Source organism: Sphingomonas gei (assembly GCF_004792685.1).
Taxonomy (GTDB): Bacteria; Pseudomonadota; Alphaproteobacteria; order Sphingomonadales; family Sphingomonadaceae; genus Sphingomonas; species Sphingomonas gei.
On sequence record NZ_SRXT01000005.1, the window covers coordinates 323,909 to 344,175 of the forward strand.

14 protein-coding genes are annotated in these 20,267 nt (G+C 66.0%); 9 read left to right on the top strand and 5 right to left on the bottom strand.

Annotated elements, in window-relative coordinates; all coding sequences use genetic code 11:
- The first annotated feature begins 28 nt into the window (after positions 1–28).
- Together E5A73_RS14310 and hutC are read left to right on the top strand one after the other, a co-directional pair.
- Positions 29–1,390 (top strand): formimidoylglutamate deiminase, encoded by a 1,362-nt coding sequence (locus E5A73_RS14310; protein ID WP_135964514.1) that lies wholly within the window; start codon positions 29–31, stop codon positions 1,388–1,390.
- Positions 1,387–2,121, top strand: a complete 735-nt coding sequence (gene hutC, locus E5A73_RS14315) for a histidine utilization repressor (RefSeq protein ID WP_135964515.1) — start codon at positions 1,387–1,389, stop codon at positions 2,119–2,121. The genes E5A73_RS14310 and hutC overlap by 4 nt, the downstream gene beginning before the upstream one ends.
- On the opposite strand, the gene E5A73_RS14320 is transcribed toward hutC, so the two are convergent.
- From E5A73_RS14320 to E5A73_RS14335, 4 genes are all read right to left on the bottom strand, one after another.
- Positions 2,118–7,601 (bottom strand): beta strand repeat-containing protein, encoded by a 5,484-nt coding sequence (locus E5A73_RS14320; protein WP_135964516.1) that lies wholly within the window; start codon positions 7,599–7,601, stop codon positions 2,118–2,120. The genes hutC and E5A73_RS14320 overlap by 4 nt on opposite strands.
- A gap of 508 nt (positions 7,602–8,109) precedes the next feature.
- The gene (locus E5A73_RS14325) at positions 8,110–9,924 is read right to left on the bottom strand and encodes a DUF885 domain-containing protein (protein WP_240700189.1); all 1,815 of its coding nucleotides are present in this window, start codon (positions 9,922–9,924) and stop codon (positions 8,110–8,112) included.
- A gap of 137 nt (positions 9,925–10,061) precedes the next feature.
- Positions 10,062–12,383 (bottom strand): ATP-dependent Clp protease ATP-binding subunit ClpA, encoded by a 2,322-nt coding sequence (gene clpA / locus E5A73_RS14330; protein WP_135964518.1) that lies wholly within the window; start codon positions 12,381–12,383, stop codon positions 10,062–10,064.
- A gap of 138 nt (positions 12,384–12,521) precedes the next feature.
- Positions 12,522–12,719, bottom strand: a complete 198-nt coding sequence (locus tag E5A73_RS14335) for a DUF1192 domain-containing protein (RefSeq protein ID WP_135964519.1) — start codon at positions 12,717–12,719, stop codon at positions 12,522–12,524.
- A 75-nt stretch (positions 12,720–12,794) separates the two neighbouring features.
- On the opposite strand from E5A73_RS14335, the gene E5A73_RS14340 reads away from it, so the two are divergent.
- A complete protein-coding gene (locus tag E5A73_RS14340; RefSeq protein ID WP_240700190.1) occupies positions 12,795–13,793 on the top strand; it encodes an NAD(P)H-quinone oxidoreductase in 999 nt (332 codons plus the stop codon).
- 175 nt (positions 13,794–13,968) lie between these two features.
- On the opposite strand, the gene E5A73_RS14345 is transcribed toward E5A73_RS14340, so the two are convergent.
- Positions 13,969–14,409 carry a hypothetical protein gene (locus E5A73_RS14345; RefSeq protein ID WP_135964520.1) on the bottom strand — a complete coding sequence of 147 codons (441 nt, stop codon included), beginning with the start codon at positions 14,407–14,409 and terminating at the stop codon, positions 13,969–13,971.
- 94 nt (positions 14,410–14,503) lie between these two features.
- Between E5A73_RS14345 and E5A73_RS14350 the strand changes: the two genes are divergently transcribed.
- The 6 genes from E5A73_RS14350 (at position 14,504) to E5A73_RS14375 (ending at position 20,216) form a co-directional block, all read left to right on the top strand.
- Positions 14,504–15,079, top strand: coding sequence for a hypothetical protein (locus E5A73_RS14350; protein ID WP_135964521.1), 576 nt, complete (start codon positions 14,504–14,506; stop codon positions 15,077–15,079).
- 101 nt (positions 15,080–15,180) lie between these two features.
- Positions 15,181–15,804 carry a YqiJ family protein gene (locus E5A73_RS14355; RefSeq protein ID WP_135964522.1) on the top strand — a complete coding sequence of 208 codons (624 nt, stop codon included), beginning with the start codon at positions 15,181–15,183 and terminating at the stop codon, positions 15,802–15,804.
- 37 nt (positions 15,805–15,841) lie between these two features.
- Positions 15,842–17,497: a flotillin family protein gene (locus E5A73_RS14360; RefSeq protein WP_240700191.1), complete on the top strand. Its 1,656-nt coding sequence runs from the start codon at positions 15,842–15,844 to the stop codon at positions 17,495–17,497.
- Between the two features lie 109 nt (positions 17,498–17,606).
- Positions 17,607–18,224 carry a glutathione S-transferase family protein gene (locus E5A73_RS14365; protein ID WP_135964524.1) on the top strand — a complete coding sequence of 206 codons (618 nt, stop codon included), beginning with the start codon at positions 17,607–17,609 and terminating at the stop codon, positions 18,222–18,224.
- Between the two features lie 70 nt (positions 18,225–18,294).
- A complete protein-coding gene (locus E5A73_RS14370) occupies positions 18,295–19,170 on the top strand; it encodes a UDP-2,3-diacylglucosamine diphosphatase (RefSeq protein WP_135964525.1) in 876 nt (291 codons plus the stop codon).
- A gap of 23 nt (positions 19,171–19,193) precedes the next feature.
- Positions 19,194–20,216, top strand: coding sequence for a glycosyltransferase family 4 protein (locus E5A73_RS14375; protein ID WP_135964632.1), 1,023 nt, complete (start codon positions 19,194–19,196; stop codon positions 20,214–20,216).
- Positions 20,217–20,267 lie beyond the last annotated feature (51 nt).

The following is a 20,267-nucleotide window of genomic DNA, read 5'->3' on the forward strand; positions in this document are numbered from 1 at the left end:
TGTCGACAACACGGCGGGAGACGGCGGTATGCAATCCTGGTGGTTCGAGACGGCGCTGCTGGCGGACGGGTGGGCCGAGCGCGTTCGGGTGACTGCCGAGGACGGCCGCATCGTCGCGGTGATGCCCGATGATGCACCTCATGCGGGGGACGAGCGTCACGGCGCGGGGTTGCCGGGGGTGGCGAACCTGCACAGCCATGCCTTCCAGCGCGGCATGGCGGGGATGGCCGAGCGACGCGGGCCCGGCACCGACAGCTTCTGGACGTGGCGCGACCTGATGTATCGCTTCGCCAATGCGATCGGGCCCGACGCGCTCGAGGCGATTGCCGCGCTCGCCTTTGTCGAGATGCTCGAGGCGGGGTTCGTGCGGGTGGGGGAGTTTCATTATGTCCATCACGATCGCGACGGCACGCCGTTCGCGAACCCGGCGGAGATGGGCGCGCGGATCGCCGCAGCGGCGGCGGAGACCGGGATCGGGCTGACATTGCTGCCCGTGCTCTACATGGCCTCGGGTTTCGGCGGAGCGGCGCCCAGGCCCGAGCAGCGGCGGTTCGTGCACGACGCGGATGGCTATGCGCGACTGATCGCGGCGTCGCGCGATGCAGTGGCGGGGCTTGCCGATGCGCGGGTCGGTGTTGCGCCGCACAGCCTGCGCGCGGTCACGCCGGAGGGGCTCTACGCGGCACTGGCGGTTGGCGCCGGGGGGCCCGTACATATCCATGTCGCCGAGCAGATCGGCGAAGTCGAGGCGTGTCTTCGGCATAGCGGCCTGCGGCCGGTCGAATGGCTGCTCGGCAATGCGCCGGTCGACGCGCGCTGGTGCCTGGTGCATGCCACGCACGTCACGCCCGCGGAGCTGGACGCGGTTGTCCGCAGCGGCGCGGTGGTTGGGCTGTGCCCGATCACCGAAGCCAATCTGGGCGACGGCATATTTCCTGCCGCTGAGCTGTTCGCGGCGGGCGGGCGTTTCGGAGTCGGCTCGGATTCGAACGTGCTGATCGATCTGGCGCACGAGCTGCGCAGCCTCGAATATTCGCAGCGGCTGACCCATCGGGCGCGCAATTTGCTATCGAGCGACGCCTGCCCGTCGACCGGGCGGGCGCTGTTCGATGCCGCGCGGCGGGGCGGGGCGCAGGCACTGGCGGCAGGGGAGTGCGACATCGCGCCGGGCGCGCGTGCCGATTTCGTGACGCTCGATCGCGCGCACCCGACTTTGGCCGGCCGCAGCGGCGACGCCTTGCTCGACGCGTTCGTGTTCGCCAATGGACGCGGGATGGTCGACGGGGTTTGGCGCGGCGGCCGGCAATGGGTGCGCGGCGGGCGGCATGTCGCGCGCGACGCAGTGGTGCGGCGCTATACGGCCGCGCTCGCCGGGCTGGGGATCGCATGACCCAGAAGCGCCCGCTCTACCAGGCGATCCGCAGCGCGATCGAGGGGCGGATCATGTCGGGCGCGCTGCGCCCCGGCGACCGCATTCCGTTCGAGCACGAGCTGATGGCCGAATATGGCTGCTCGCGGATGACGGTGAACAAGGCGCTGTCGGCGCTGGCCAGTGCGGGGCTGATCGCGCGGCAGCGGCGGCGCGGATCGTTCGTGACGCGGCCGCGGATCCACATGGCGGCGCTGCAGATCCCCGATATCCGCGAGGAGATCGAGAAGCGCGGGCATGTCTATGGATTGCGGCTGGTAGGGCGCAGCGTTCATCCCGCAAATAGCGCAGAAGCGGGGCTGCTGCGTCTGCCGGCGGGACGCGAGTTGCTGGCGCTGCGCTGCGTCCATCTCGCCGACCGGCGACCCTATGCCGTGGAGGCGCGGCTGATCAACCTTGCCGCGGTCCCCGAAGCGCGCGAGGCCGACTTCGCCGCGACGCCGCCGGGAAGCTGGCTGCTCGCGCACGTGCCGTGGACCGAGGCTGAACACCGCATCACCGCCGCGGCTGCGGGGGATGCGGCGGGCCTGCTCGATCTCGGCGCGGACCGGCCCTGCCTGGTGCTCGAACGCTGGACGTGGCGCGAGGCCGAAGCGATCACCTATGTCCGTACGGTGTTCGACGGCGAGAGCTTCGACCTGACCGCGCGCTTCGCTTCGCAAGGCGCGCGGGAGCAGGTGTTCGGCGGCTAGAGCGTCAGTCCCGCATAATGGAGCGGCTCGGAATGATGGCCGTGGTCGGTCCACTCGAAAGAGGCTGCGGCATAGTCGATGAAGCTTTCGGCCGCCAGCTGGGGCCCGTCCTGATCGAAGGCGAGGAATGACAATTCGGCCGCGGCGAACAGCATCATCGGAGTGGGGTTGTCGGGCACCAGCGCGGTGCCTGCACTCGGTGACGTCGCCCCGCCGGTCTGGGTGACGTTGATGTTCGCGGGCGTCGCGACGGGGGTGTTGCCGTTGGCGTTCCACGTCGCGACGGCATCGTCGTCGAGCCCCGGACCGCCTTCGACAAAGCCCTGCAGGAAGATGCGCGGATCGCTCGTGCCGTCGAGATCCGAAGTGCGCAGGCGGAGCAGATTGGTCGGCCCGCCGGCGAGGACGTCGTTGTTGATGATGTTGACATAGACCTGATTGGTCTCGCCCGCTGCCGAAGAGCCTGCGGTGATGTTGATGTCGGCCAGCGCGCTCGGGTTCGAATCGAGAATGTTGTTGTCGAGCGTCAGGTCGAGCCGGGCGTCACCGAAGCGCGCCTGGACGTCGATCGCCGAGCTGCCGTTGCCGGTGCCCATCACGATGTTGTTGTCGCGCGCCTCGACGATCGCCGTGGTGCCGGTGTCCTGGGGGAGGATGCGGATCCCCGCACCGATGCCGTTGGCGGTGATGGTGTTGCCGTTGATCCGGCCTTCGAGGTCGGCGCCGCCGGAGCCGGTGACGTTGATCGCGTTGCCGCCGCGGCTCTGCACCACATTGTCGATGACGTTGAAGGCGAACTGCGCCGCGCCGCTGGCGGCGAGATCGACGCCGATGCCGATATCGGCCTGGCTGTCGATCTGGTTGTTGACCACGTCGACGCTCAGCACGCTATCGTCATTGCCGATGATCTGGATCGCCTGGGTGCGCAGCCGGACGAAATCGCTGTCGACAATTTCGATATGGGTCACCGGTGCCCCCGCCGCGGTGCTGAAGCTGCGGAATTGCAGCCCGCCATCGCCATTGCCATTGGCCGGGCCGCCCGAGCCGGTCGTCTGGCTGTCGCGGAAGACGACGTTGTCGAGCACCAGGTCGAGGTCGACGTCGGTGTTGACGATGTCCAGCCCGTTGGTCTCCGCGAAGGAAATCTCGGTATTCGAGATCGACGACGTGCCTGACAAATTGACGAACTCGATGCCGCTTTCGTTCGGCGCGTTGCCCGCCTGGGTGATCGAGCTGCCGTCCATCACGAAATCGGCGACGTTGATCCCGACCACGCCGGTGTCGGCGGCGCCGTTGATGTCGACATTGGTCAGCGCGACGCCATTCACCCCGCTAAGGTAGATCGCGGCATTCGAGGCGCTCACGTCGAGGTCGGTCGAGCTGCCGTTGACGGTGTTGGCGTTGGTCAGCGCTACATTGCCGAGCTCGAGTTCGGCAGTGTTGATCGCTTCGACGCCGCGGATGCCGATATTCTGGATCGTGCCGCCCGAACCCTCGGTGGCGCCGGTGCCGGTGACGTGCAGCCCGCCCGCCGCGCCGGTGCCGTTGAGGCGGATGCCGTAGCTGCCGCCATCGGCCGAGATGCTCTCGAAGCTGAGATCGGCCGCGCCGATCGCCGTGCCGACGACCGACACCGCGACGCCGCCCGCCGACGTGACGCTGTTGCCGGCGCCGGTGGCGGTCACCGTGCCGCCGCCGCTGGCGTTGAGCCCGGCGCCGGTGGTGGTGACGATGTCGAAGCCGCCACCGAGCGCGAGCGCGCCGCTATTGCCGACGAAATTGACTGCCGTCGTGCTCGCCGTCGCGACGGTGCCGCCGCCGGCGAAGCTCGCGCTGAGCGACGAGCCGGTGATGTCGACACCGCCGCCGCTGTGCGTGCCGGTGATCGTCGTCGCGCCGGTGACGGTGAAGCTGCCGCCGACTCCGGCGAGGTCGATCGCGCCGCCCGTCGACGCAGTCGATGCGGCGCTGTTGAGCGTAACGTCGAGCGTGCCGCCCTGATCCACGTCGATGATCTGGCCGGCGCCCGACTTGCCGACGTCGCTGATCACCAGGCTGCCGACGCTGCCGCCGCTGTCGGCCAGCCCGGCGCCGGTGGTGTCGCCGATGTCGAGGCCCGAGACGTGGTTGTTCTGGGCGAGATCGACGCCGTTGTTGGTGCCGCCGGTGGTGACGATGGTCGGGCGGCCGGTGCCTTGCTCGAGGGTATCGCCGCCGATCACCAGATCCTGGCCGCCGCCGACCAATGTCTGGCCGCTCAGCAGGTTGATGCCGTCGGCCTCGGCATAGGTGCCGGTGCCTTCGCGCAGATAGATGGTTTCGCCCGCGGCGGGGCCATCGGGCGTGCCCTGCGCCGCGTTGAACGCGGCAAGCGACGTGAACGGATCGGCCTGGGTGCCGAGATTGGCACTGCCGACCGCGGCATTGTCGATGAACCACACGGTGTTCGCGCCGACGTTGATCGTCACGGTCGCGGTGTCGGTCTCGCCATCGGCATCGGTGAGCGTGTAGGTGAAGCTGTCGGCGCCGCTGAACCCGACCGGGGGCTCGTAGCTGAACGAGCCGTCGGGGTTGACCGTCACCGTCCCGCCATTGGCCGAAGCCGCATCGAATGCAGTGACCGATGCCTCGCCCGGGCCGGTGCCAACGCCATTGTCGTCGGTATCGTTGGCCAGCACGCCGTCATTGGCGTCGACGGTGAGCGTGACGTTGCCGGGGACGGTATAGGAATCATCGACCGCGTCGGGCGGCAGATTGTCGGCCTCGCCGGTGATCGTGACGGTGACGTCCTGCGTCGCCGTGCCGCCATGGCCGTCATCGACGGTGACGGTGTAGACCTGAGTCAGCGTCTCGCCTTCGTCGAGAAAGTCGATAGTGCTGTCGTCGACGGCGAAATGCCAGCCGACATTGTCGCCCGCCTGGTTGACCGGATCGAGGCTGAAGGTGCCGAGATAACCCCCGCTTTGAGGCGCGAAGCTGGCGCTGTGGGTGTCGCTCACATCCGGATCGTCGAACGCGATCACGCCGCTGTCCTGATGGGTGAAGGCGTTCTCATTGGGATCGCCGTTGGGCAATTCGGTGACCGCGCCGGTCGCGTCGGTTCCGCCGGCGTCGATCGTCGGGGCATCGTTGGTGCCAGTGACTGTGATCGCTACGGTCGAGGCGGAAGTGACGCCATGATCGTCGGTGATCGCATAATTGACAGTCACCACCGTGCTCTCGCCGACTGCGAGATGGTCGAAATCAGTGCCGGGCACGAACTGCACTTGATTGGCGACTACCGAGGCGCTGCCCTGACCGGCGGGTGCCGAGGCGCCGGTGACGGTGAGCACCGCGCCATCATCGGCATCCGTGTCGTTGGCGAGAACGTTGATCACGACGCCGGCATTCTCGCTCGTCGTCGCACTGTCGGGATTGGCCACCGGACCGTCATTTGTGCCAGTGACGGTGATCGCGACGGTCGAGGTGCTGGTCGCGCCGAATTGGTCGGCGATGCTGTAGCTGACGTTGACGGCCTGCGTTGCGCCGACTGCGAGATGGTCGAAATCAGTGCCGGGCACGAACTGGACCTGATTGGCCACGACCGTTGCGGTGCCCTGGCCTGCGGGAGCGGAGGCTGCGGTGACGGTGAGCACCGCGCCATCATCGGCGTCAGTGTCGTTGGCAAGGACGTTGACGAGGATGGTCGCATTCTCGCCGGTCGCGGCACTGTCGGGATTGGCCACGGGGCCATCATTGGTGCCAGTCACGGTGATCGACACAGTCGACGCGCTGGCCGCGCCGAACTGATCCTGGATCGCGTAGCTGACCGTGACGACCTGCGTCGCGCCGACCGCCAGGTGATCGAAATCGGCTCCGGGATTGAACTGGACCTGATTGCCGACCACCGACGCGGTGCCTTGTCCCGCCGGCGCAGTGGCAGTGGTGACGGTGAGCACGGCGCCGTCATCGGCATCGGTATCGTTGGCGAGCACATTGACGAGTATCGTCGCATTCTCGCTGGTCGCCGCCGTGTCGGGATTGGCGACGGGGCCGTCATTGGTGCCGGTGACGGTCACTGCGACGGTCGACGCGCTGGTCGCGCCGAACTGGTCGGCGATCGTGTAGTTGAGCGTTACGGTCTGGGTAGCGCCGACTGCGAGATGGTTGAAGTCGCTGCCCGGATTGAACTGGACCTGGTTGGAGACCACCGTCGCGGTGCCCTGACCGGCGGGCGCAGAGGCCGCGGTGACGGTGAGCACCGCGCCATTGTCGACATCGCTATCGTTGGCGCGGACGTTGATCAGCACGCTGGCGTTTTCGCTCGTCGTCGCGGTGTCGGGGTTGGCGACGGGCGCGTCGTTGAGGCCGGTGATGGTGAAGACGAGCGCGGCGGTGTCCGTGGCGCTGCCATCCGACACCGTATAGGTGAAACTGTCCTGCACCACCTGGCCCTGCGCAAGCGTCTGCGCGACCGGCTTGAGGACATAGTTATACGTGCCATTGGCGGCCAGCGTCAGCGTGCCATAGGTGCCGTTGAACACGCCGGGCGTGGCGGTGAGCGTGTCGCCTTCGAAATCATAATCGTTGGCGAGCACGCTCGCAGTGCCGCTATTGTAGCTGCCGGCATCCTCGGTGAGCGCGACTGCATCGTTGGAGGCGATCGGCGCATTGTTGCCGGTGAGATCGATGGTGACGTCGGCGAATTGCAGCCGCTCGATCGAGACCAGAAGATCGGCGCCGTCCGCGCCCGACCCAGGACCGCCAACGCCGTTATGGAGCACGCCGGTGATCGGCCCGAGGCGGTAGATGGTATAATCGGCGAGCGAGCCCGAATAGATTGCGGTGTCGGTGCCGGCGCCGCCATCGAGATAGTCGAGCCCCGCGCCGCCGGTCAGCTTGTCGTTGCCGTTGCCGCCATGGAGCTGGTCATTGCCGTTGCCGCCCGAAATCGTGTCGTCGTTGTCCTCTCCGTCGAGCGTATCGTTGCCGTCGCCACCGATCAGCGCGTCATTGCCGGTGCCGCCGGCGAGCTGGTCATCATCGCCGCCGCCGTCCAGCGTGTCGTTGCCGCTGCCGCCGTACAAGGCGTCGAAGCCCGCCCCGCCGTTGAGGTTGTCGGTGCCGTCTTCGCCCCAGAGCGTGTCGTCGTTCGCGTCGCCCGACAAATTGTCGTTGCCGGTGCCGCCGTGGAGCTCGTCATTGCCGGTGCCGCCGGTCAGGGTGTCGTCATTGGCGTCGCCGTAGAGCGTATCGCTGCCCGAGCCGCCGCCAATGGTGTCGTTGCCGGTGCCGCCGAAGATGTCGTCGTTGCCGTCCTCGCCGTAGAGCGTGTCGTTGCCGTCATTGCCTTCGATATGGTCGTTGCCGGTGCCGCCATAGATGGTGTCGTTGCCACCACGGCCATAAAGCCGGTCGTTCCCACCGAGACCATAAATGGTGTCGTTGCCATTGGAACCGTTGATAGTGTTGTTGCCGTTATTGCCGGTATAGGTGGGCACGTCCGTCTCCTCTGTCGCGTTGCCGCATGCAGGCAGTAAATACCTGCAAGAGCTTAGGAATCACGAATACAGCGCGCCTCGCCAGGGGGCGGTCGCCTCATCAGATTTGCAATTGACCTAACCCCCGGTGACGTTGAACCATCCAATGTCTCGGACGGTACTTTGCCCCGTGCGACTCGCTATTGATATAGATCAGACAAGCGCAAGGTTACTCACCCGCGACTTCGAGTCCATAGGGAATGATCTGGTTTGAATCGGAAGCGCAACGTTTTGCGCAAGCGTTCCGGCCCCGAACTCGCCGGGCGGCGAGCAGCCACCCGCGTTCGCTACGCGTCCAGGAATCGATCAATCGAACGCAACCCGAGGTTGAGGACCTAAAGGCATCACCCGCGAAGGCAGGGGCCGATCTCCTGAGTGTGCAGCAGACCTACCGTGCGTTCGCGGATACCGCGGGAGATGGGTCCCTGCCTTCGCGGGGAGGACGTAAACTGGCGATCGGCTCGAACCCTCAGCGCCGCTTGGACGCGATCCAGCGGTTGAGCTTCTGCTCGAGGATGTTCATCGGCAGGGCGCCGGTCATCAGCACCTGGGCGTGGAATTCCTTGAGGTCGAACTTTGCGCCCAGCGCCTTCTCGGCCTTGGCCCGCAGCTCGAGGATCTTGAGCTGGCCGATCTTGTAGGCGAGCGCCTGCCCGGGCATCGCGATATAGCGCTCGACTTCGCTGGTCGCGTCGGTTTTCCCCATCGAGCTGTTGTCGAGCATGTATTTGATCGCCTGATCGCGGGTCCAGCCCTTGGCGTGGATGCCCGAATCGACCACCAGCCGCATCGCGCGCAGCATTTCGTCGTTGAGCCCGCCGAAGCGCTGATACGGGTCGGTCTCCATGCCGAGCTCATCCCAGAGCGTTTCGGCGTAGAGCGCCCAGCCTTCGACATAAGCGGTGTTGCCGCCGAAGCGCATGAAATTGGGGAGCGCTTCATTCTCCTGCGCGAGGCTGATCTGGAAGTGATGCCCCGGCGCGCCTTCGTGCAGATAGAGCGTCTCCTGCCCCCAGGTCGAACGCGAGGGCAGGTCGTAGCTGTTGTAATAGAATACGCCCGGCCGCGATCCGTCGGGTGCGCCGGGGAAATACGAGCCGGCAGCGTCGGTCTTCTCGCGATATTCGGGGACGGGGCGGATTTCGAGCCTGGTCTTGGGCAAGGTCGAGAAGATGCCGCCGACGCGGGCGTCGACGCGCTTGCCGATCGCGTAATATTCGTCGCGCAGCGCTTCCTTGCTCGCCGGGCGGAACCTGGCGTCGGTACGGAGGAATTCGAAATAGGCCTGCAGATTGCCCTTGAAGCCGGTCTGGTTCTTGACCCCCTCCATCTCGCGGTGGACGCGCGCGACTTCGCTGAGCCCGAGCTGGTGGACGTCGTCGGCGGAGAGCGGCAGCGTCGTGTTCTGCTCGATCAGGAAGGAATAGAGCGCGGGGCCACCCTTCATGTGGACGAGACCGACGCCTTCGCGGGCGGCCGGCAGATATTCCTTGGCGAGGAAGTCGCGCAGGCGCTGATAGGCGGGGCGAATCTCGTCGCGGATCGCGGCCGCGGTCTCGGTGCGCAGCCGCGCCTGATCGGCGGCGGGAATCTCGGCCGGGAACGCCTTGAGCGGCGCATACATGGTCGATCCCTCGACGCCCTGCGCGAGCTGGAGGTCGAGCTGGTCAATGACGTTGCGGACGACCAGCTTGGGCTGGACGATTCCCGCCTTCATTCCCTGGCGGAAGCGCTCGATCGACTGGTCGATATACCAGGCATAGCGATGATGGCGGCTGATGCTGTCCTGGTAATCCTTGACCGTCTTGAACGGCGCCGCGCTCTGGCCTGAGGCGAGGTCGGGATAGAAGGTCTGGAGGCCGGTGAAATGATCGATCGGCCGGACAACGTTGAGCGGCAGGATGGCGGGGCTCAGGGAGCGCAGGGCAAGCCCGGTCTGCCACTGGAAGATGTCGTAGGCGAGCTGGTCGGTCTCAGACAGCGCGGCGCGATTGATCCGGCGCAGCGCGGCGAGGTCCTTCTCGCCCGCCGCGCGCTCGGCGTCGAAATAGGCGTCGCTGATATTGTCGCCGAGCTGGTCGGCATAGCGCATGTCGCCGCGAAAGAGGGCGTTGATCGGATTGCGGCGGAGATTGTCTTCGTCGCTTTCCTTGAAGAGCGCGTGGAGCGCAGACGCGGCCTGCTGAGTCGCGGCTGGCGCAGCATTTTGCGCCGCCGCGGGGGAAATGCCGGTGCAGGCGGCGAGAGCTGCTGCCGAAACCGCGACGAAAAGTCGATAGCGCAAGATATTGCCCCTCATGAGACCTGTATTGCGTGGATGCTACACCCGGCGGGCCCTGACAAGCCGTGACGGCCGCTGCCCGACGAAAAACGGGCCGGAACTCGCGTTCCGGCCCGTCCTGTTACGTGATAAAGCCGAGCCTATTTCGCTTCGATCTTCTCGGCCTTCTTGCCGCCGCCCTTCTTGGGCTTGGGCGCGGCCGGGGTGACTTCGAAGGCCAGCGCGTTGTCCTTGAGCTTGACCGACACTTCGCCGCCATGGACGAGCTTGCCGAACAGCAGTTCCTCGGCCAGCGGCTGCTTGATCTTCTCCTGAATCAGGCGGCCCATCGGACGCGCGCCATAGAGCTTGTCATAGCCGCGCGAGGTGAGCCAGGTCTTCGATTCGTCGTCGAGCTGGATGTGGACGCCGCGGTCCGCCAGCTGGAGCTCGAGCTGGAGGATGAACTTGTCCACCACTCGCGCCACGACTTCGGTCGGCAGATAGTCGAACGGCACGATCGCATCGAGGCGGTTGCGGAATTCGGGGGTGAAGAGCTTCTTCACTGCCTCTTCCTGGATATCCTCGCGGCTGCTCTCGCCGAAGCCGATCGACTCCTTGGCCATGTCCGATGCGCCGGCATTGGTGGTCATGATCAGGATGGTGTTCCTGAAATCGACCGTCTTGCCGTGGTGATCGGTGAGCTTGCCGTTGTCCATCACCTGCAACAGGATGTTGAACAGGTCGGGATGCGCCTTCTCGATCTCGTCGAGCAGAAGCACCGAATGCGGCTGCTGGTCGACTGCGTCGGTGAGCAGACCGCCCTGATCATAGCCGACATAGCCCGGAGGCGCGCCGATCAAGCGGCTGACCGAATGGCGCTCCATATATTCGGACATGTCGAAGCGCTGGAGCGGGATGCCGAGGATCTCGGCGAGCTGGCGCGCGACTTCGGTCTTGCCGACGCCGGTAGGCCCCGAGAACAGGTAGTTGCCGATCGGCTTGTCCGGATCGCGGAGACCCGCGCGCGACAGCTTGATCGCCGAGCTGAGCACTTCGATCGCCTTGTCCTGCCCGAACACGACGCGCTTGAGGTCGAGGTCGAGATTGGCGAGCACACGGGTGTCGTCGGACGAGACCGACTTGGCCGGGATGCGCGCCATCGTCGCGATGACCTGCTCGATCTCCTTGGTGGTGATCACTTTCTTGCGCTTGTTCGGCGGCACCAGCATCTGCATCGCGCCGACTTCGTCGATCACGTCGATCGCCTTGTCGGGCAGCTTGCGGTCGTTGATGTAGCGCGCGCTGAGCTCCACTGCCGACTTGATCGCGTCGGGGGTGTATTTGACGTTGTGGTGCCCCTCGAAGGCGCTGCGCAGCCCGGTGATGATCTTGATCGTGTCCTCGACCGTAGGCTCGTTGACGTCGATCTTCTGGAAGCGCCGGAGCAACGCCCGGTCCTTCTCGAAGTGATTGCGGAATTCCTTGTAGGTGGTCGATCCAATGCAGCGGATCGTGCCGCCCGACAGCGCCGGCTTGAGCAGGTTCGACGCATCCATCGCGCCGCCGCTGGTCGCGCCCGCGCCGATCACGGTGTGGATCTCGTCGATGAACAGCACTGCATGGGGCAGCTTCTCGAGCTCGTTGACGACCTGCTTGAGCCGCTCCTCGAAATCGCCGCGATAGCGGGTGCCGGCGAGCAAGGCGCCCATGTCGAGCGAATAGATCACCGCTTCCTTGAGCACTTCGGGGACCTGGCCCTCGACGATCTTGCGCGCCAGACCTTCGGCGATCGCTGTCTTGCCGACGCCCGGATCGCCCACGTAGAGCGGGTTGTTCTTGCTGCGGCGGCACAGGATCTGGATCGTGCGATCGACTTCGGGGCCGCGGCCGATCAGCGGATCGACCTTGCCGGCCTTGGCCTTCTCGTTGAGGTCGACGGTGAACTGCTTGAGCGCGCTTTCGCCCTTGCCCGATTTGGCTTCGGACTTGGGCGATTTCTCCTCGTCGGCGCCCTTGGGGGTGCTCGCCTCGCTCGGAGTCGAGCCCTTGCCGACACCGTGGCTGATGAAGCTGACTGCGTCGAGCCGGCTCATGTCCTGCTGCTGGAGGAAATAGACCGCATAGCTTTCGCGCTCGCTGAACAAGGCGACGAGCACGTTGGCGCCGGTCACTTCGTCGCGGCCCGAAGACTGGACGTGGAGAATCGCGCGCTGAACGACGCGCTGGAAGCCGCTGGTCGGCGACGGATCGGTCGAATTCTCGACCTTCAGTGCCTCGAGCTCGGTGTCGAGATAATGCGCGACGGTGCTCTTGATCTCGGCGAGATCGACACCGCATGCGCTCATCACCTTGGAGGCATGCTCGTCGTCGACGAGCGCCAGCAGGAGATGCTCGAGCGTCGCATATTCGTGGCGGCGGGACGAGGCGGCCTCGAGCGCCTTGTGCAGGGTCGATTCGAGGGCGGAGGCGAAACTAGGCATTTGGATACAACTCCACTGGGCCCGAAAGGATACGCGGCCCCTTTCCCGCTATGTCGGGATGGCGGAGGCCCGCATCAAGCATGCTACCCTTGCACCGGAGAAACTTGGCGTTTGCCGCCGCATCCGGTGTTTTCACGCTCATCTCTTGAATAGAGCGTCGGCGCTTGCGCGGTGATTAACGGCGTATTGAATCTTGGCTTTGCAGCGCGCGATTTCGGTTTCGAGCAGTTCGACGCGCTCGTTCAGCTCGTCGACCGAAAACGGATCGAGGTCCTGCTTGCCCAATTGCGCCGCGAGGTCGTGGTTGCGACGCGGCAAATTTTCGTCGGCGTCCATATCGTTAACGTTGACCCTGGCCGGGGCGATGTCAATAAGGCCTCGGGTTTCTACCGAGGGCGAAAAGCACAAACGATGACCGTCCCCGAAACGATGCTAGCCGTGGATCCCGAACAGCCCGGCGGCCCCGAGGTCCTGGTCCCCGCCACCCGCCCCGTGCCGGTGCCGGGCGAGGGCGAAGTTCTGATCAAGGTGGCGGCCGCCGGGGTCAACCGCCCCGAAGTGATGCAGCGCATGGGGCTGTATCCGGCGCCGCCGGGTGCGCCGTCGATTCTCGGGCTCGAGGCGGCGGGGACGATCGTCGCGGTCGGCTCCGGTGCGCCGCGCGAGATGATCGGCCAGGCGGTCTGCGCATTGGTCAGCGGCGGCGGTTATGCCGAGTATGTCGTCGCGCCGCTCGGCCAGTGTCTCCCGGTCCCGCCCGCGCTGACGATGATCGAGGCGGCGGCGATGCCGGAGACCTTGTTCACCGTGTGGACCAATGTGTTCGAGCGGGCCTATGCCGCCGATGGCGACTGGCTGCTCGTCCATGGTGGCACCAGCGGGATCGGCATGATGGCGATCGCGCTGGCGCGGCTGTTCCGGCTGACCGTGCTGGTCACTGCCGGCTCCGAGTCTAAATGCCAGGCCGCGCGCCGGGCGGGCGCCGCCGAGGCGATCAACTACAAGACCGAGGATTTCGTTGCGCGGGTGATGGACATCACTGGCGGGCGTGGAGTCGATATCGTGCTCGACATGGTCGGTGGCGACTATGTGCCGCGCAACCTCGAATGCCTGGCCGAAGAGGGGCGGCACGTCTCGATCGCGGTCCAGCGCGGCGCCCAGGTGACGATCCCGCTGTGGCAAGTGATGCGCAAGCGGCTGGTGATCACCGGCTCGACGCTGCGCGCCCGGGATACCGAGTTCAAGAGCCTCGTCGCCGAGGAGATTACGCGGACGGTGTGGCCGTTCGTCGAGCAGGGGCGCTTGAAGCCAGTGATCGATTCGACCTTCCCGCTCGCCGATGCGGCCGAGGCGCATCGGCGGATGGAATCGGGCGAGCATGTCGGGAAGATCGTGCTGACGGTGGAATAGGCTCATTTCCTCTCCCGTGGGAGAGGTAGCGCAGCTTGGCAGCTTGCTGCCTAGCGGAGCTAGGTGAGGGTTTTCCTGCTATCGATAGGGCGATCCCCTCACCCAGCTCCGACTAAGCCTCTGCTTTGCAGAGACTAAGTCTGTGCAACCCTCTCCCGACGGGAGAGGGAAGGGGTTACCCCGCCTTGCGCAGCGGTTCGCGGCGGCCCGAGGCGAGCCGCTCCGCAGCGGGGAGAAATTCGGCTTCCTCCCAGTCGCGGCGGGCCGCGGTCATCCGCAGCAGGCCGCGCACCGCCAGGCGGTATTCGCGCGGATCGTCCAGGATCGCTTCGCTCGTCCACTGGCCCATGTGCGCGCTGCTTGCCTGGCGCAGCATCATCAAGTCGCTGGTATAGCGCCGGGCGAGCGCGCGGTCATAGGGATCGGGGCTGGCGCCCAGCGGCATCAGCGCCAGCCGCGCCTCGTTGCCGAGGTGCCGGGCGAGTGCCTGCGCCATCTCGCGGCGGACCGCGATCAGGTCCTGCATCCGCGGCGAATCCAGAGCGGCGACTTCGATCAGCCTGGCGCCGATCCTGAAAAGTTCGCGATGTTCCTCGTAAAGATCCTGCAGCGTCATTCGGGCACTCCTCGGGACTCTTATAGCGTGGCGCGGGTTCGGGCTGGCGCTGCCGCAACACTTTGTTAAGTTGCGGGGGAATCCGGGGGGAAGAATGCTGAAAAACGTCTTTGGGGGCGCGCTGATCGCGGCGCTCGTCGTCATCCTGCTGATGTCGCCCCGGGACTGGGTGTTGAGCGATCAGCATCGCGCGGTCGCCGACGTCGCGGCGCTTCCCGAAGGATCGGGCAAGGTGCTCTCCAACCTCGAATATCTCGTCGGGGCTTACGGGGTTCACGTGCCGCATCCGCCGACCAAGGCGCAGCTGCTCTATCAGGTGCTGGTGCTCGCCGGACGGGCGCCGCCGGCCCAGCTGGTCGCAGCGTATCAGCGGCCGCGTTTCGGCTATTCGGTGCGCGAGTGGAGCTTTCTCGGCATGCCGTTCGGCTGGTATTCCGAATATGGTTTCGTGCTCTATTCGAACAACCGCTGGAAATTGGTCGAGACGCCGCTGATCGAGGCGGGCAACGAGCAGCTGATGCAGGAAGTCGGCCGCGATCTGCGGCAGGGCTTCTTCTTCCCATTCTGGGCGCATGCGTGGGGCTGGCTTTATGTTGCGGGGATCGCCTTTTGGGGCTGGCTCTATCATCGCTCGGTCGTGCGCCGCCGCGAGGAGCTGGGAATCCTCTGAGCGCGGGGCCGGGGGCGAGCCGGGTACATCGCCCGGCCGATTTCGCTAGAGAGTCCCCGGACGCGGCCCTAGACTTGCCTGCGACTCGGGGGAGTGGGGAAGTGCTTTCGTTTCTTGGTGCATCGGAGAATGTCGCCTTCGTCTCGGCGATCGTCCTGATGCTGCTGATCGGGCTGGTGCAGCTCGTCGGCCTGGGTGACCATATCGGAGGCGATCTCCATGCCGATCTGCATGCCGATGCCGATTTCAATCTGCTGAGCTGGCTCGGCGTCGGCCAATTGCCGCTGCTGATGCTCATCGTCGTCTTCCTCGCGATCTTCGGGACGGCCGGGCTGATCCTCCAGCAGGCGATGGTCGACTCGACCGGCGCGCCGCTGGGTGCGTGGATCGCGGTACCTGCCGTGACGGTCGGCGCGCTTCCGCTCACCGGCTTCGCGGCGCGTGGGCTCGCCCGGATCCTGCCGCGCGACTATACGACCGCCGTGCCGCTCGAAGCGCTGATCGGCAGGTCCGCGCAAGTGATCACCGGCCGCGCGACCCTGGGCTCGCCCGCCCGCGCCCGCGCCGAGGACCATCACGGCCAGGCGCATTACGTCATGGTCGAACCCGATCAGAGCGGACAGGTCTTCGAAGAGGGCGAGCGCGTGCTGCTCGTTCGCCGCGAAGGCGATCTGTTCCGTGCCATCTCCCGCGGCGATTTCCATCTGCCGCGTCTCGAAAGCTGAACCGATGAACGATCTGGTGCCCCAAGGAGCAACTTCGATGCTGCCCTATTTCATCTATGCCGGCGTTTCGCTCGCAGCGTTGCTGATCCTCGGGCTGATCCTCGCCCGGCTCTACAAGCGTGCCTCGAAGGAGATCGGCTTCGTCCGCACCGGCTTTGGCGGGGAGAAAGTGGTGATCAACGGCGGCGCTTTGGTGCTGCCGGTGTTCCACGAGACGATGCCGGTCAACATGAACACGGTGCGGCTCGCGGTCGAGCGCAAGAATTCGGACGCGCTGATCACGCTCGACCGGCTGCGCATCGACGTCAAGGCCGAATTCTACGTCCGGGTGAAACCGGACGCGCAGGCGATCGCCACCGCGGCGCAGACGCTCGGCATGCGCACGATGCACCCCGATGCGCTCAAGGAACTGGTCGAGGGCAAGTTCGTCGACGCGCTGCGCTCGGTCGCCGCGGGGATGACGATGGCGCAGCTCCACGAGCAGCGCGCCGATTTCGTCCAGAAGGTCCAGCAGGTCTCGTCGGTGGATCTCGCGATGAACGGGCTCGAACTCGAGTCGGTGTCGCTGACCGGGCTCGACCAGACCTCGATCGAGCATTTCAACGCCAACAACGCGTTCGACGCCGAGGGCCTGACCAAGCTCACCGAGCAGATCCAGCTGCGCAAGAAAGCACGCAACGACATCGAGCAGGACACCCGCGTCCAGATCGAGACCAAGAATCTCGAAGCCGAGCGCCAGTCTTTCCTGATCGGCCGCGACACCGAGTTCGCCCGGCTCGAGCAGGAGCGCGAGATCGAGATGCGCCGCGCCGCGCAGGGTGCCGAAGTCGCGCGCGAGCAGTCGCTCCGCCAGCAGGAAGCCGACCAGGCCAAGATCGAGTCGAAGAAGCTGGTCGACGCCCAGCAGATCGAAGCCGATCGCGCCGTGCAGGAGGCCAAGATCGCGCAGACCCAGGCGCTCGAGCTGGCGCGGCAGGAGCAGCAGATCGCAGTCCAGAACAAGAGCCGCGAGGAAAGCCAGGCGCGCGCCAAGGCCGATGAGGCGCGCGCCGAGGCCGTGGTCGCCGAGGAACGCGTCGGCACGGCGCGCGAGGCCGAGGTCGCCGAGCGCCAGAAGCGGATCGAGCTGATCGATGCCTCGCGCGAAGCCGAGCGCGCGGCGATCGGGATCAAGGTGCAGGCCGAGGCGGAGAAGGCTGCCGCGGCCGACCGCGCCGAGGCCGCGCGGCTGGGCGCGGAGGGCGAGGCCGAATCCGCCAAGCTACGCGCGGAGGCCGATCGCGTCCGCTTCGAAGTCGAGGCGGCAGGGCAGCGCGCGGTTAACGAAGCGGCGAACATATTGTCGTCGGACCAGGTCTCGCTGCAGACCAAGATGGCATTGCTCAAGGTGCTGCCCGAAGTGATCCGTGAGGCTTCGAAGCCGCTCGAGGCGATCGATTCGATCAAGATCGTCCAGGTCGAAGGGCTCACCGGCCGCGGGAGCGCGTCGGTCGGCGTGGCGAATGACGGCGATGGCGAGCGCAACCTTGCCAATTCGGCGGTGTCGGCGGCTTTGCGCTACCGCGCGCAGGCGCCGGTGATCGACGGATTGATGAAGGAGCTCGGCTTCGACGGCAGCTCGTTCGACTCGCTCGTCGCCAGCGCGGTCGCGGAGTCGGCGCCGGCGGAGCCGCCGGTGAAGGCGGCGGAATAACCTTCACGATCGGGTTGTGATAAGCCCGCCTTATCCTGCGCGTGGGGCTATTTGTTTGACGCGAGGGCTCTGGAGCGCGGAAAGGCGCTGCACCAATAAGGGGAGCATCATGGGTCCGTTCGTGCTGCACGAGTACGCGCTGTCGGGGAATTGCTACAAGATCCGCCTCACCGCGGCGCATGTCGGACTGCCGCTCGAACGGCGGGAGTACGACATTCTGAAAGGCGAGACGCGCACCGCGCAATTCCTGAGCGAGGTCAACGCCAATGGCCGCATCCCGGTTCTCCAACTCGGCGACGATTTTCTGCCCGAGAGCAATGCCGCGGCATTCTATGTCGCCGACGGCAGCGACCTGATCCCGGCGGCCCGCTTCGCGCGCGCCGACATGCTGCGCTGGCTGTTCTGGGAGCAATATAATCACGAGCCCAACATCGCGACGGTGCGCTTCTGGCGGACGCTGGTGGGCGAAGCGAACCTAACCGATCTGCAACGCGCGCAATTGCCCGGCAAGATCGCGGCGGGTGAAGCGGCGCTTGCGTTGATGGACGCGCATCTCGCGCGGAGCGACTTCCTGGTACTCGACCGCGTCACGCTCGCCGATATCGTGCTCTATGCCTATACCCACGTGGCCGGGGAGGGCGGGTTCGATCTGCAGCCCTATCCGAACGTCCGCACATGGCTGGCGCGCGTCGCGGCGGATCCCAAGCATATTCCGATCACCGCCTGACCAGCGATTCGGATTGTAACATTCGCCGGGCATAGGGCTTCGCAGGACAAGCTTCCGCGGGGGAACGATCATGGCGACGATCACCAGGCTTCCGTTCGACACAGCGCAGTTCAGCGACTTCCATGCCCTCCAGCCGGCGATTCCCGAGCGGACGATCGGCGGGCGCCGGCAGTACCGCACGGTGTGGATTTCCGACGTCCATCTCGGCACGCGCGGCTGCAATGCCGAGATGCTGATCGACTTCCTCGATCACGTCGACAGCGAGACGATGTATCTGGTCGGCGACATGATCGACGGCTGGGCGATGAAGAAGCGGCTCTATTGGCCGGCGACGCACAACGACATCGTCTGGCGCGTGCTCAAGCGCGCCAAGCGCGGCACGCGAATCGTCTATATCCCCGGCAATCACGACGAGATGTTCCGCCAATTCTCCGGGCTGCATTTCGGCGGCGTCGAGATTCTCCGCCAGGCGATCCACGAGACCGCCGACGGCCGCCGCCTGCTCGTCCTCCACGGCGACGAATTCGACGCGATCACCATGTCGCACCGCTGGCTCGCGCATCTCGGTGACGCCGCCTATGAGGGGATGATGGCGCTCAACCGCTGGCTCAACAGCGTCCGCCGGCTGTTCAACCTGCCATATTGGTCGCTGAGCAAATATGCCAAGCAGAAGGTCAAGAACGCAGTCTCGTTCATTTCGAAGTTCGAGGAGATCGTGGCGCACGAGGCGGCGCATCGCGGAATCCACGGCGTGATCGCCGGGCATATCCACAAAGCCGAGATGCGCACGATCCAGGGCGTGGAATATTACAACGACGGCGATTGGGTGGAGGGTTGCACCGCGCTCGTCGAACACTACGACGGTACCATGGAAATACTCCATTGGGCCGACGAGATAGCGGCGCGCGATGCGCCCGAATCCGGGGCCAGACTAGAGGCGGCGTGACGGCGGCGACGGGAGTCGACGAGGTGCGCATCGCAATCATAACCGATGCCTGGGAACCCCAGGTCAACGGCGTCGTCCGCACGCTCCAGTCGGTTCGCCGGGTGCTCGAGGCGCAGGGGCACCGCGTCGAAGTGATCTCGCCCGACCGTTTCTATTCGCTGCCGTGCCCGACCTATCCCGAGATCCGCCTCGCGCTCGCCAGCACCGGCAGCGTCGGCGCGATGCTCGAGGCGTTCCGCCCCAACGCGATCCACCTTGCGACCGAAGGACCGCTGTGCGTCGCGGCGCGGCGCTGGTGCCTGCGCAACCATATGCCGTTCACCACGGCGTACCACACCCAATTCCCCGATTATGTCTCGGCGCGCTCGGGCGTGCCCGCCGAGTGGATCTGGCGCTATATCCGCTGGTTCCATGCGCCGAGCCAGGCGATCCTCGCCTCGACCCCGTCGATCCGCGAGTCGCTGATCGCGCACGGCCTCAGCCATGTGAAGCATTGGGGCAGGGGGGTCGACCTCGCCAATTTCCATCCGGGCATCGCGCCGCATCCGGCAATGGCCGACCTCGAGCGCCCGGTGCAGCTCTATGTCGGGCGCGTCGCGGTCGAGAAGAATCTCGAGGCGTTCCTCAAGACCACGCACCCGGGTACCAAGGTGGTGGTGGGCGACGGCCCGGCGCGATCGGCGCTGCAAGCGCGCTTTCCCGAGGCGAAGTTCCTCGGCCCGATGTTCGACGCCGCGCTGGCCTCGGCGTATGCCGCCGCCGATGTGTTCGTGTTTCCGAGCAAGACCGACACGTTCGGGCTGGTGATGATCGAGGCGCTCGCCTGCGGGGTGCCGGTCGCGGGCTATCCGGTCACCGGCCCGATCGACGTGCTCACGCCCGAGACGGGGGCGATGGACGCGGATCTCACCCTCGCGATCGGCGCAGCGCTGACCAGGGACCGCGCTGCGTGCGTCGCTTATGGCCGCAGTTTCACCTGGGAAGCGAGCGCGCGCCAGTTCCTCGCCGCGCTCTGGCCGATGAACGATCACGAGGAAGCCGCCTGATCGCCGCGTCGGCCCGCCGATTTGCAACCTTGCTCTCGCGGCGTTCCCGCA

Coding starts and splice junctions, on each gene's coding strand:
- E5A73_RS14310 (WP_135964514.1), top strand. CDS start 29: ATGCAATCCTGGTGGTTCGAGACGGCGCTGCTGGCGGACGGGTGGGCC.
- hutC (WP_135964515.1), top strand. CDS start 1,387: ATGACCCAGAAGCGCCCGCTCTACCAGGCGATCCGCAGCGCGATCGAG.
- clpA (WP_135964518.1), bottom strand. CDS start 12,383: ATGCCTAGTTTCGCCTCCGCCCTCGAATCGACCCTGCACAAGGCGCTC.
- E5A73_RS14335 (WP_135964519.1), bottom strand. CDS start 12,719: ATGGACGCCGACGAAAATTTGCCGCGTCGCAACCACGACCTCGCGGCG.
- E5A73_RS14340 (WP_240700190.1), top strand. CDS start 12,795: ATGACCGTCCCCGAAACGATGCTAGCCGTGGATCCCGAACAGCCCGGC.
- E5A73_RS14345 (WP_135964520.1), bottom strand. CDS start 14,409: ATGACGCTGCAGGATCTTTACGAGGAACATCGCGAACTTTTCAGGATC.
- E5A73_RS14350 (WP_135964521.1), top strand. CDS start 14,504: ATGCTGAAAAACGTCTTTGGGGGCGCGCTGATCGCGGCGCTCGTCGTC.
- E5A73_RS14360 (WP_240700191.1), top strand. CDS start 15,842: ATGCTGCCCTATTTCATCTATGCCGGCGTTTCGCTCGCAGCGTTGCTG.
- E5A73_RS14365 (WP_135964524.1), top strand. CDS start 17,607: ATGGGTCCGTTCGTGCTGCACGAGTACGCGCTGTCGGGGAATTGCTAC.
- E5A73_RS14370 (WP_135964525.1), top strand. CDS start 18,295: ATGGCGACGATCACCAGGCTTCCGTTCGACACAGCGCAGTTCAGCGAC.